Below are 12,690 nucleotides of genomic sequence, written 5' to 3' on the forward strand. Positions count from 1 at the left end.
TGGTATTTTTATAGTTACTTTTATCGCTTATTATTCCTGTTTTTCATGTCGTAAGCTCTTTACTTTTAGGAGGTTATTTACTCCGATCCAACAATCCGTGCCTTCCAACCGAGATTGTCAAACTCTTAAAAACATAGCGCATGAAAACACGTGTACAACTGCACTGGCAACTTCTGTTGCTGGTCTTATTCCTGTGTGGCACTTTTACCACCTACGGGCAGGGAAGGTCCGATCAAAGAGCCGTTCCGCAGGCTGCTCTGAATCACATTCAGAAAAACAAACAACAACTCGAATTAGAAGACGAGGATATCGCTGAGCTCGAACTGGCCAGCGAATCTGAAAGCCCTAAAAGTGGCATGAAGCATCTGTACATCAAGCAACTCTACAGAGGGATTGAAGTGCATGGCGCCGTGACCAACATCAGCATGAGCAAAGAGGGCCGCGTGATTACCATGGGCAACCGCATGCAGAAGCAGGTAGGCAAGCGGGTGAAATCAAATCAGCCGGGCCTGGACGCAGCCGGAGCTGTGGCGGCTGCAGCGCAGCACCTAGGTATAGTTATGAAAGAGCCCCTGACCGTGCAGGAGCGGGGAAATGGCCGCAACAGAGCCGTTACTTTCTCTGAAGCTGGCATCTCGCTGGAACCTATACCTGCCAAGTTGGTTTACCAACTGATGGAGGATGGCAGCCTGCGACTCGCCTGGGAAGTATCGATCTATGAACTGGACGCCCAGAACTGGTGGAACCTCCGCCTGGATGCCACCACAGGCGCTGTGCTGGACAGAGACAACATGGTAGTGCAATGCCAATTCGAGAATGATGGTCCGGGAGGAGCCTTCCTGCACGACGAGCACAGTCACAGCACGGCCTCCCCCTATGTAGCGGCGCCACAGGCAAGCATCGTACAGGTGACCAACGCCTACAACGTTTTCGCCATGCCGCTGGAAAGTCCCACCCATGGGCCACGCTCTATCGTGAGTACTTCTGCCGCTAACCAGTTAGCTTCGCCGCAGGGCTGGCACACCGAAACCAGAACACGCGGCAACAATGTGTACGCCTACGAAGACCCGAACAACAACAACAGCTGGAGCACCAATTACAGTCCCGATGGTGGGCAGGAGCTAAGCTTTGACTTTCCGATCGACTTCACCAAACCGCCGGTGGTTAATCGTAATGCAGCGATCACCAACCTGTTTTACTGGAACAACGTGATCCACGATGTGTGGTACCAGTATGGCTTCGACGAGGCCAGCGGCAATTTCCAGCTGAACAACTACGGAAGAGGCGGATCGCAGGGTGACCCGGTGCTGGCTGAGGCACAGGACAACCGCAACGGTACTTCCCGCAACAACGCCAACTTCTCTACACCAGCCGACGGCTTCGCCCCGCGTATGCAGATGTACCTGTGGAGCAGCCCGCCTGACCCCGATATGGTAACGGTAATCTCCCCGTCCTCTGTGGCCGGCAGTTATCCGGCAACAGAAGCGGCCTGGGCCCGCAAACTCACCTCAGATCCTGTGGTAGGCAAACTCGTGGTAGGGCAGGGCACCTCCGGTCTTCCGCAGGAGGGCTGTGGCGCGCTGACAAACACCTTGGAAGTTGCCGGAAACATTGCCGTGGCCTATAGAGGAACCTGTCCGTTTACGGAGAAAGTGGAAGCTGCCCAACTGGCGGGCGCTATCGCTGTGATCGTGATCAACAATGCTCCCGGAGCGCCGATTGCGATGGGCGGTACCCCAACTATGCCTATCACCATACCTGCTGTGATGATCAGCCAGGAGGCAGGTGCGCTTCTCAGAGCGAGAATAGATGCCGGTGAGGAAGTGATTGTTCGCTTGAAGGATGACGGCAAACCGGAAATTGACGGTGACTTCGACAACGGCATCATCGTGCATGAGTACGGCCACGGTATCTCCAATCGTCTGACAGGCGGACGTACCATCGTAAACTGCCTCAACAACGCCGAGCAGATGGGCGAGGGCTGGAGCGACTGGTTCGGCCTGATGATGACCATGAGGCCGGGCGACACAGGTGCCAAAGTAAGAGGCATCGGTACCTATGCCAAAGGCCAGCCAACGGATGGTCCGGGCATTCGCCCTGCGCCTTACTCTACTGACTTCGGGGTGAATTCACATACCTATGCCTCCACAAACAACCCAGCTATCAGCCAGCCGCATGGGGTTGGTTTTGTATGGTCCACGATGCTGTGGGACATGACCTGGGCGCTGATCGACAAATACGGTTTTGATGAAGACCTGTACAACGGCAAAGGTGGCAACAACATGGCCATGCAACTGGTGATCGACGGGCTGAAACTGCAGGCTTGCCGCCCTGGCTTTGTGGATGGTCGCGATGCGATTTTGCTGGCTGACCGTCAGAATTACGAGGGCGCCAACCAGGAGCTGATCTGGAAAGTGTTCGCCAGAAGAGGTGTGGGCCACAGTGCCGACCAAGGCTCCAACCTTAACCGTTTCGACCAGGTAGAGGCTTTTGATCTGCCGGAAACATACGCCTGTACTACCCCGCTTACCCTGGAAGCAGTTGCTACTTCGGATGTATACACAGGCGGTGTGGCTTCAAACCTATACCTAGGTTACGGTCCGCAGAACGTGCGTCTGCAGGCCGGTGGCGATGCTGACAACGAGTATACCTGGAGCGGTGCCGAAGGCTTGAGCGCGACAACAGGCGCCAGTGTTATCTTCACACCAACAGCAGCCGGTACCTATACCTTCACGGTGCGTGCCGTTAACGGCGATGGCTGTACCAAGCACCAGTCGATCACGATCACAGTAGTAGACGTACGCTGTGGCGATAACAAGAAGAAAGACAAAGTACTGGTGTGCGTGGATGGCGTGGCTGAATGCGTTGAACCTAAAGCTGTGAATTCCCTGCTGACTAAAGCGAATGGCACACTGGGTAACTGCGGCTTGTCTGCTACTGCTACTGCAACTGCCAAGGCTGAGATCAGCGCCGAGAGAATGGCCTTGCGTGCTGTGCCTAACCCATTCGGTGCAAAAACGGATATCGGCTTTACGCTAACAGAGGACGGCAGCTATACACTTGAAGTGCTCGATATGAGAGGGACCGTAGTAGCTGTCCTGGCCCACAGCACGGGCAGAGCCGGTGAGCATAAAGTTTACGAGTTTGAGAAAGGCAAACTGGCAAACGGCCTGTACATCGCCAGACTGGTGACAGACGAAGGTGTGTCCTTTATCCGAATCGTGATGCAAAAATAATGCGTGTTTAACTATCCTAACGAGGCGGGGCCGGTGATTCATTTCATCGGCCTTTGCTTTTTTGTTCGCTGTTATAGCAAAGGTATAGCCGGATTTATATCCGTATACCTATGCCTATACCGATCACCAGGTATACAAACTAGTACCCGTGTACTGTTCCTGATTCTCGATTATTTCGCTGTAGTACCAGCATAACAGTTCATCATTATTCATCTACCTATACCTAGCGCACCGCATCGTAGCCACCTGGTATACCTTTCCTGGAGAGCACGAACTGCCACAGCTGGTTATTGCGGGCCCGAAAGGAACCGGCGCTGGACAGCAGGTAGTAACTCCACATCCGGTGGAAACGCTCTCCATACTCACCCTGCAACTCGGGCCAGTGCTGGTTGAAATTCTGGTGCCAGGCCAGCAAGGTACGGTCGTAGTCAGGGCCGAAGTTGTGCAGGTCCTCCACCACAAAAACATGCTCCATGGCAGCACTGAGTTGCCGCAGCGAAGGTATTAGGCAGTTCGGGAAGATGTACTTGTCAATAAAGGGGTCGGGGGAGGTTTTGGAAAAGTTGACACCGATGGTGTGCAGCAGAAAAAGGCCATTGTCTTTGAGGCAACTGGCGGCCGTCTGCATGTAGGTGCGGTGGTTGCGGTGGCCCACATGCTCTGCCATCCCGATCGACACCACGTGGTCAAACTGCTCGCGCACATCGCGGTAGTCCTGCAACCTGATCTCGATGGGCAGTCCCTTGCAAAGCTCGCGGGCCAGCGCCGCCTGCTCCTTCGATACGGTTATACCTACCACTTCCACCCCATACCTTTCGGCCGCATACCTGGCAAAGCTCCCCCAGCCACAGCCAATGTCGAGGATTCGTTGTCCAGGTTGCAGCCGTAGTTTGCGGCAGACCAGGTCGAGCTTGTGCTCCTGGGCCTGGTCTAGGTCTTCGGCATCTTTCCAGTAGGCGCAGCTGTAGACCAGCCGCTTATCAAGCATGCGCTGGTACAGGCCGTTGCCGATGTCGTAGTGGCGCTGGGCATTGCGGGCAGCCTTGCCTTTGGGTTGCAGGTTAATTACTTTAGCCAGCAGCACCTCCAGCACAGTGCGCCAGCCAAACCGGGCATTTCTGTACAAGTCTGCCCGTATGGCTTTGTTCACGAACTCGTCCATACGTTCACAATCCCACCAGCCGTCTATGTACGACTCACCCAACCCAAGTGAGCCCTGGCTAAGCACCCGTTTGTAAAAGCGACTGTCGTGCACTTGCACATCCCAGGGGTTGGGGCCGTTCACGGTGATGCCGGCTGTTGCCAACATGTCAGTTACCTGCTGCTCCAGACTATTCCTTGCCATAGCTTTGTAGGTTAGTAAAAAGATAGAAGAAGCACTATATTGGCCTTGTAACGGCTGGCGTTCGCATAGGTTTTGTGTGCAGGTATAGCAGCAGTGTTTGCCTAGAGTATTGACAATCAATGGCTAAAGCCAGAGAAGGCCAGAGGAGGAGGCTGGTCTGTTATTATCGTTCGTAGAAAGAAACTAAACAGCGTAGATAACGTGTTTTATTGGCACTAGCAGATAGGAATATGCCCAAAAAAGTGTAGATTTGTGGCATACTTCTTGAAGTATAGATCGTAAGAATACGACGTTCTTTAACTTATGGGGATGACTGGAATTGACAGCTTGTGCAGATTGCGTGTAAGCATGTCGGGTGATGAACGTAACACCTGTTAAAAATCCGTTCGAACAATAACTGGCGAATCTAATTACGCCATGGCTGCTTAATCTAGGTATTAAGCACTTGCCATAGTCTCGTGCAGGTTTCGTGAATCTGCTTGCACATCAGAGGCTTCGACTCGATTGACTAGTCTGTGTAAGGGTGCGGTGCACAGGCGAAATAAAGCATCTAAGGAGTGCGCATAAGTTTGACTTATACTTGCAAGCTCCCGACAATCCGAATAAGTCTAAGCATGTAGAAGGCCCGTCGATTTCCTTGTCTGGACCAGGGTTCGAATCCCTGCATCTCCACAACCCTAAGCAGAAAAGCCCCGCTGGCTACAAACCGGCGGGGCTTTTTTGTTTGTTTTGCAGAGCTTAAGCTTTTGGAAAATGAAGAGGCTATACCTGGTAGGTGCTAAAGAGTGCTCCTTACATAGGCTGATACTTGAAGCCTACAGCGATGAGGCGTGCTGCAAGTAACCAAACCTTAAGAAGTCAACTATCTGCTGCATTATCCCCCGTCAGTTCACGCTCATAATATACGAGCTCTTTTTCCAGTGGGTGCTCCAGGTTGGTGCAGTAATAGATGCGTTTGGCGTAGCGCCTCACTGCCAGCTTGAGGCCGGGGTTAACCTTGGCATACACAATGGATCCCTCAGGATATTTATTTTCCATAGCGGTATAGGTAAGTTTATTAATCTAGTTAAGATCTGATTTCTGGGTGGCTTTGGCAGCTTTCTTGGACTGTTTGTCAGCATCCGTTCGGTTCCGCTGCGCTTTTGCCTCCATTTTGGAGGCACGTTTAGCTTGCTTAGCCGCGTAGGCTGCCTCTTTGTCGATGCGCTTAGCCTCTTTTGCATTTGCCTTGGCAACCCGGGCATCTGCCTTCGTGTCTCTTCTCAGATCAGAGGCGTCATTCAGGCGCTGCTTATCGGCTTCTGCTTTTGTTTTTTGCTGTTCTGTTATGCGCTCTTGCTCGGTTTGCGTCGTTTGGGCGAAGCTAGGGGAAGAGGCGAGCAACAGCATTCCAGAAAGCAGCGCGATAAAAAGGGGCTTGTTTTTCATATTGATAGGAAAAGGTTTATTCTATTATCCTACTATAGTATACGGCTGAACTGATATATAAACTGTAAATTATTGATAATTAGGAGTTTATGTTTAAAAATAGCCTGTGTGACTCTTTCAGGGCACATAGTTGGCTCTATACTTCAATCGGTACAACAGAATGGGTTTTGTTAAGAACAGAAAAGAAGCTGCCCAGGCAAGGTTTTCATAGCTGTATGTAATGGAAGGAGTCCAGCTTGAAACTATTGGAGATGTGAGAATTAACGGATTTTATGGCCCTTTCAGCGCTTCTGTTCTTTTTTGTTTCTGTCATCCAGCTCCGTATCGACGGGATTCAGAAAAGGCAGTTGAATGCGATACTGTACTGCCACTACCCGTATCAGGATCACAGTTGAGGCAGCAAGCAGTTCAGTTACAGAGATGGACAGGCCGTACTGATAGCTGAGCATGTAAACGATGCCGCCTACAATGCATGCCAGGGCATAGATGTCTTTCCGGAAAAGCAGTGGTACCTCGTTGAGCAAAACATCCCGGATAACACCACCTACAGAACCGGTAATGGCACCCATCATAATGCATACCCAGAATGGAAGTCCCGCCTCCAGGCTTTTTCCTACCCCCACTACCGTAAACAAACCCAGCCCGATGGAGTCGAACAAAAACAGAGCCCTGCCCCAGCGGAAAAGTTGCTTTCGGAACACAACCGTGGCAAGCAGGGCTATACCTGTCACGATCAGGTAACTGGCGTTTTGCATCCAGAAAGGGGGCACGTTAAGTAGCAGGTCCCGGGTTGTGCCGCCACCAATGGCCGTTACCAGCCCAATGACATAGGCGCCAAACCAATCAAACTGCTTGTTAGAGGCCCAGCGAATGCCGCTCACAGCAAAAGCGAAAGTCCCCAAAAGGTCCAGAAAGGTGGTGAAACTCAGTGCCGAGAGGTCTATCATCATCTTGCCTGCGCGATTATTGCGGTAGGAGTGTCTGTTTTTGTCTAGGATTCGCTTACCCACACAAACTCACGAATATAAGGTGGTTTGAACTATAGAGCTAATCAATTTTTTAACGCCTATCATAACAATTTCCGGTTTTCTTATACCCGGAGGTGCTGTGGCAGGGTGGTATGCGGTTGACGGGGGTACTATACAGTATACTCGGTTTTGGCAGTTTTGCATTTATTACCTTACCAGTAGGCAATCGACACGGTATACCTGTAGTATAGCCGGTAAAGTGGTTGTTTCCTTGCTTTTATGGGGCTTTATCCGTTACTTTGAAAGATTACTATCAGAACCGTGCTGCCACCTAACAGAACAATTCATCTCTTTTCAGAGCCGCTCACAGGCTTTGTTGCGGCATCGCATCACGTATCTCAAAGTGATGTGCTGAATGGTTATTGCCTTTTCTTTTATACAGCTCCTAAGGCCTTCATTAACTAAGCCGGAAACCTCCGGCCCCGGGCGAAAGCCACCATGCCTTACGGCAGGGTACTCCTGCTCAACATTCCAGAGTTTGCTATTCCGCAAGACACCTTTACGCAGCGCAAAAGGCGCAGGTAGGGGAGTTCTTGTGTGTTTGCCTTTTTAATTTGTCTCCACGCATAGTGCGCTGGAGGCTTAGCGTCCGCCTCAGGGGCCTGGCCGGGCGCTATACCTGCAAGATTTTATAAAGCTTTAAAGACTTAAGATATATGAACCCGATTTATGTAACTGAAAAAGATTTTCAACGACTGCACAGCCTGGTACAGGCGCAGCGTGCGGTAAGCGGCGCCCATACCGTAGAGGCGCTCAGCCGTGAACTGAAACGCGCCAAAGTGGTGGCCTCCGAAGAGATTCCGGAAGATGTAGTAACCATGAACTCGCTCGTGAAGTTGACTGAGCTAAAGAGCGGTGCCCAAATGGAACTGACTGTGGTATACCCAAAAGACGCTGACCTTTCCAAGTTCAAGATCTCGGTGCTGGCGCCCGTGGGCGCGGCCATACTGGGTTGCAAAGTCGGCGACAAAGTGGAACGGCCGGGGCCCAAAGGCACCATCGTGTATGAGGTGATGGAGGTACTGTATCAACCCGAAGCTGCAGGAAATCTTAACCTTTAGTCTATCGGCAAGGTTTGTTGGAGAAGAATTTTTACGCCATAGAGAATGGGTTTTTTAGATTTTTTTAGAGAGGATATTGCCATTGATTTGGGCACGGCCAATTTTCTGGTCATGCAGGGCGACAAGGTAGTGGTAGACGAACCGTCTATCGTGGCCTACAGCCGGTCATCTGGTAAAGTGTTGGCGATTGGCCGGAAGGCCATGCAAATGGAGGGGAAAGCGCACGAGGACATCCGCATTGTGCGGCCCATGAAGGACGGCGTGATCGCTGACTTTCATGCGGCAGAACACATGATGAAGGGCATGTTGGAACTGATTAATGGGGGTAGAAGGAAATTCGGATCTTCGTTCCGGATGGTGGTTTGCGTGCCCTCTGGTATAACCGAAGTGGAGAAGCGCGCTATACGCGACTCCGCCGTTATTGCCGGGGCAAGGGAGTTATACCTGGTGCACGAGCCGATCGCGGCCGCCATTGGTATCGGGCTGGATGTGGAGGAGCCGAACGGGCACATGATCGTCGATATTGGGGGAGGCACGACCGAGATTGCCGTAATTGCCCTGAGCGGCATTGTCTGCGACCAATCCCTGAAGGTGGCGGGCGAAAGCTTCACCGCTGACATTGTGCACTACATGCGCAAGCACCATAACCTGCTGATCGGGCAGTCCACTGCCGACCGGATTAAGCTGGAAGTAGGGTCGGCCCTTCCTGAACTGCAAAATCCGCCACAGGACGTAGGCATTAAAGGCCGCGACCTGCTGACGGGATTGCCAAAACAGGTACACGTTTCTTATAGTGATGTCGCTTTCTTTCTGGACCGCTCGCTGGCCAAAATAGAAGAAGCCGTGATGAAAACCCTGGAGATGACCCCACCCGAGCTCTCGGCAGACATCCACCAGACAGGCATCTACCTGACTGGCGGTGGCGCTTTGCTGCGCGGCCTGGATAAGAGGATTTCTGCCAGAACGAAACTGCCAACCCATGTAGTAGAAGACCCGCTTCGTGCTGTCGTAAGGGGCACGGGCACCGCCTTGTGCAACATCGACCGCTTCAGGTTCTTGATGCGCTGAGTTGGCCAAAGCTCTCAGGTATAAGGTATAGCCTGGCAACTTATAAGGTAGCATGAAATTAGAGCCCCACTGTCTGTAAGCCGGTGGGGTTACTTTCTGTAATAGATAGTTGTAAAGTTAGGCCGCCAAAGTCGGTACCCGGGTAGCTTTGTTAACAGGTATGAGGAACTACAATACTCCTTTTTTTGTGCCCGGCTGCAAGCGAATTAAAAAGGCGTCTGTCAGGTATAGGTAGCAAATCTCCTCCTAACCTAACAGACTCTTTCTAAAAGTCGATCAAAAAACTGGTGACGCTATGCCTTTAACAAGGATTACTTATAAAAAACTCCTAGATAAAGCGGTTAATCAGGTTCTCCAGGTACTCCTGGCGGCCACTTCTCACTTGCGGCTCACCTTGCTCCACGGCAAAGTCGCGCAGATTTTCCAATGTCAGTTTGCCTTCCTCGAACTCCTTGCCTTTGCCGCTGTCAAAAGAGGCGTAGCGCTCTTCCCGGATCTTCTTGTAATCGGAGTTTTGCAGGATGTTGTCGGCTGTAATCAGGGCGCGGGCGAAGGTATCGGCACCCCCGATGTGAGCGTAGAACAGGTCGGCTGGATCAGTAGAATTTCTGCGGATCTTGGCGTCGAAGTTGATGCCACCGCCTTTCAGACCACCAGCCTCCAGGAACACCAGCATAGCCTCTGTCAGTTCGTTGATGTTGTTCGGGAACTGATCCGTGTCCCAGCCGTTCTGGTAGTCGCCGCGGTTGGCGTCGATAGAGCCCAGCATACCGGCATCGGCAGCTACCTGCAGCTCGTGCTGGAAGGTATGACCGGCCAGCGTCGCGTGGTTCACTTCGATGTTCAGTTTAAAATCGCCCAACAGGTCGTACTGGCGCAGGAAGCCGATCACAGTGGCGGCGTCGTAGTCGTACTGGTGCTTGGTCGGCTCCATCGGTTTCGGCTCGATGAAGAAAGTGCCTTTGAAGCCCTGGATGCGGGCATAGTCCTTGGCCGTGTGCAGGAAGCGGGCGAAATGCTCCTGCTCGCGCTTCATGTTCGTGTTGAGCAAGGTCATGTAGCCCTCGCGACCACCCCAGAACACGTAGTTCTCACCGTTCAGGGCGATGGTAGCGTCCAAAGCGGCTTTCACCTGCGCGGCGGCGTGGGTGAGCACATGGAAATCGGGATTGGTAGAGGCTCCGTTCATGTAGCGGCTGTGCGAAAACACGTTGGCCGTACCCCACAGGAGTTTTATACCTGTGTCTTGCTGTTTTTTCTGGGCGTATTCCACCATGGTCTGCAGGCGGCGCTCGTTCTCCAGGATGTCGTTGCCGTAGTCCACCACATCCACATCATGGAAACAGTAGTAAGGCAGCCCCAGCTTGGTGATGAACTCGAAAGCGGCGTCCATTTTGTCTTTGGCTCTGCCAATCACGTCGTCCTGCTTGTTCCAGGCAAATTTGAGCGTCGCGCCACCGAAAGGATCAGAGCCGTCTGCGTTGAAGGAGTGCCAGTAGGCCACCGCAAAGCGCATGTGCTCTTTCAGGGGCTTGCCTGCCACCATGCGGTTTTCGTCGTACCAGCGGTAAGCCAGCGGATTGTCAGATTCCAGGCCTTCGAACTTAATTTTGTCGATGCCTTTGAAATATTCTGTTTGGGATAAGGTATGGTTTGCCATGAGATTTTATGGTTTAGCTGTTTTGATTTGCGGTTAAATTTCGTTCAGTTGTTTCTCCAGAAGCGCCTTCCATTCCTGGTACACCGGCTCGTACTGGTCGATGGCTTTGGGCTCCACCACCTGCAATTTTTTGCTATTGGTAAAGGCCTCTTCTTCTGATTTAAAGGCTTTCACGCCAATGCCTGCGCCCAGTGCAGCACCTACGCTGCCGTCGTTCTGGTACAGCTCCACAGGCACGTGCGTCGCGTTCACAAAAGCCTCGGTAAAGGAATCGCTGAGGAAGAGGTTGGCTTTGCCTGCCCGTATGATGTTGGGGTTCATGCCGCTCTCGCGCATGATGTCGAGGCCGTAGCGGAAAGCAAAGGCGATGCCCTCCTGCACGCCGCGGAACAGGTGCGCCTTGGTGTGCAGATTCAGGTCGATGTGGTGGAAATGGGTGCCCACGATCTTGTTGTTGAGCATGCGCTCAGCCCCGTTGCCGAAAGGTATAACGCGCAGTCCGTTGCTGCCGACAGGTATAGAAGAAGCCAGTTGGTTCATTTCGGCATAGCTTATACCTGTGCCCGCAATGTTTTTTATCCAGCGGTTGAGGCTGCCTGTGCCGTTGATGCACAGGAGCACGCCCAGCCGTTTTTCGTCGCCTGCATAGTTTACGTGCGCAAAGGTGTTCACGCGCGACTGCGGGTCATAAATCAGCTTGTCGCTCACACCGTAAATTACGCCCGAAGTACCCGCGGTGGCAGCTACTTCACCAGGCTTGAGCACGTTCAGCGAGAGGGCATTGTTGGGCTGATCCCCTGATTTATACGTCACCGGTATACCTGACTTCAGTCCCAGCTCGTCGGCCACCGCTTTGCTCACGGTGCCATGCTCGGAGAAAACCGGGTTGATGGCAGGTATCAGATTCCTGTCGAATTTGTAGTAGCTGAGCACATCCTCCGAGAGCTGGTCCTCCTGAAAGTCCCAGAATACGCCTTCTGACAGGGCCGAGATGCTGGTGGTGATGCTGCCCGTCAGTTTCATGGCCACATAGTCCCCGGGCAGCATGATCTTGTTGATGTTGTAGTAGAGTTCGGGTTCGTTGGCCTTCACCCAGGCCAGCTTGGAGGCCGTGAAATTGCCGGGGGAGTTGAGCAGGCGGGCCAGGCTGCGCTCTTCGCCGATGGCCTTGAAAGCCTTGTTGCCGATTTCCACAGCGCGGCTGTCGCACCAGATGATGGCGTTGCGCAGCACCTGCTGCGCTTTGTCCACTACCACGAGGCCGTGCATCTGATAGGCGATGCCGATCGCGCCGATTTCCTGCGGATTATACCTGCCGGTGGCGTTGGCTTTTTGCAGCGCGGCCTTGGCGTGCTCCCACCACATCTCCGGTGACTGCTCGGCCCAGCCCGCCTTCGGGGAAATGATGTCGGATTCCTCTTCCGGGTACTGCGCCGAAGCCAGGCATTCCTGCGTTTGGGCGTCGACTACAGATACTTTGATGGACGATGTGCCTATGTCTATACCTAGTAAAAGCATAAAGTGAGTTTTAATAGCTTAGATGTGATGAACGGGTTGATGTTGTAACTGAACCAGCCGTGGCAGTGTAGCCTGGTAATTGATTGGCAAGCCCTTTGGACCATCTACTTACTCAGCCAGGGGTTAAGCGGAGGTACGTAGTTTATTACTTAAAAGGCTAGCAACATGGCTGCGAGAAGCTGATCCAGGCTGTTAAGCAAAGATCTGAGAATGCCCGTGATAGGCCGTATTTAAATGACTTCTGTGGTGTAAGAGGCTGTTTTGATTTGAATGAATAAAAAAGCAGGTGCCGGTTGTTTGAGTAAGAAAAGTTAGCAGACTTATGACTTACCCAAGTAGTTTAACC

The 12,690-nt window shown here is 52.4% G+C and carries 9 protein-coding genes and 1 other RNA gene; 4 read left to right on the plus strand and 6 right to left on the minus strand.

Annotated features, from left to right (window positions below; translation table 11 throughout):
- Positions 1 to 140: 140 nt before the first annotated feature.
- The gene (locus C8E01_RS19560) at positions 141 to 3,236 is read left to right on the plus strand and encodes a T9SS-dependent M36 family metallopeptidase (protein ID WP_243409718.1); all 3,096 of its coding nucleotides are present in this window, start codon (positions 141 to 143) and stop codon (positions 3,234 to 3,236) included.
- Between the two features lie 223 nt (positions 3,237 to 3,459).
- Here C8E01_RS19560 and cfa read toward each other — a convergent pair whose 3' ends face one another.
- The gene (gene cfa / locus C8E01_RS19565; protein ID WP_116545141.1) at positions 3,460 to 4,581 is read right to left on the minus strand and encodes a cyclopropane fatty acyl phospholipid synthase; all 1,122 of its coding nucleotides are present in this window, start codon (positions 4,579 to 4,581) and stop codon (positions 3,460 to 3,462) included.
- A 305-nt stretch (positions 4,582 to 4,886) separates the two neighbouring features.
- On the opposite strand from cfa, the gene ssrA reads away from it, so the two are divergent.
- Positions 4,887 to 5,256: a transfer-messenger RNA gene (ssrA, locus tag C8E01_RS19570) on the plus strand.
- 183 nt (positions 5,257 to 5,439) lie between these two features.
- Here ssrA and C8E01_RS19575 read toward each other — a convergent pair.
- From C8E01_RS19575 to C8E01_RS19585, 3 genes are all read right to left on the minus strand, one after another.
- The gene (locus C8E01_RS19575; protein WP_116545142.1) at positions 5,440 to 5,619 is read right to left on the minus strand and encodes a hypothetical protein; all 180 of its coding nucleotides are present in this window, start codon (positions 5,617 to 5,619) and stop codon (positions 5,440 to 5,442) included.
- A gap of 24 nt (positions 5,620 to 5,643) precedes the next feature.
- On the minus strand, positions 5,644 to 6,009 hold the full coding sequence (locus C8E01_RS19580; RefSeq protein ID WP_116545143.1) for a hypothetical protein: 366 nt from the start codon (positions 6,007 to 6,009) through the stop codon (positions 5,644 to 5,646).
- Between the two features lie 281 nt (positions 6,010 to 6,290).
- Positions 6,291 to 6,959 (minus strand): trimeric intracellular cation channel family protein, encoded by a 669-nt coding sequence (locus C8E01_RS19585; protein WP_243409719.1) that lies wholly within the window; start codon positions 6,957 to 6,959, stop codon positions 6,291 to 6,293.
- Positions 6,960 to 7,693: 734 nt separating this feature from the next.
- Between C8E01_RS19585 and rnk the strand changes: the two genes are divergently transcribed.
- Together rnk and C8E01_RS19595 are read left to right on the plus strand one after the other, a co-directional pair.
- Positions 7,694 to 8,098 carry a nucleoside diphosphate kinase regulator gene (rnk, locus tag C8E01_RS19590; RefSeq protein ID WP_116545144.1) on the plus strand — a complete coding sequence of 135 codons (405 nt, stop codon included), beginning with the start codon at positions 7,694 to 7,696 and terminating at the stop codon, positions 8,096 to 8,098.
- A gap of 45 nt (positions 8,099 to 8,143) precedes the next feature.
- Entirely contained in the window at positions 8,144 to 9,166 is a 1,023-nt protein-coding gene (locus C8E01_RS19595) for a rod shape-determining protein (RefSeq protein ID WP_116545145.1), read from the plus strand.
- Between the two features lie 328 nt (positions 9,167 to 9,494).
- Here the strand turns inward: C8E01_RS19595 and xylA are convergent, their stop codons facing one another.
- Together xylA and C8E01_RS19605 are read right to left on the minus strand one after the other, a co-directional pair.
- Positions 9,495 to 10,826, minus strand: coding sequence for a xylose isomerase (gene xylA / locus C8E01_RS19600; protein ID WP_116545146.1), 1,332 nt, complete (start codon positions 10,824 to 10,826; stop codon positions 9,495 to 9,497).
- Positions 10,827 to 10,859: 33 nt separating this feature from the next.
- Positions 10,860 to 12,344 (minus strand): xylulokinase, encoded by a 1,485-nt coding sequence (locus C8E01_RS19605; protein ID WP_116545147.1) that lies wholly within the window; start codon positions 12,342 to 12,344, stop codon positions 10,860 to 10,862.
- Positions 12,345 to 12,690 lie beyond the last annotated feature (346 nt).

The organism is Pontibacter virosus (assembly GCF_003096355.1).
Lineage (GTDB): Bacteria > Bacteroidota > Bacteroidia > Cytophagales > Hymenobacteraceae > Pontibacter > Pontibacter virosus.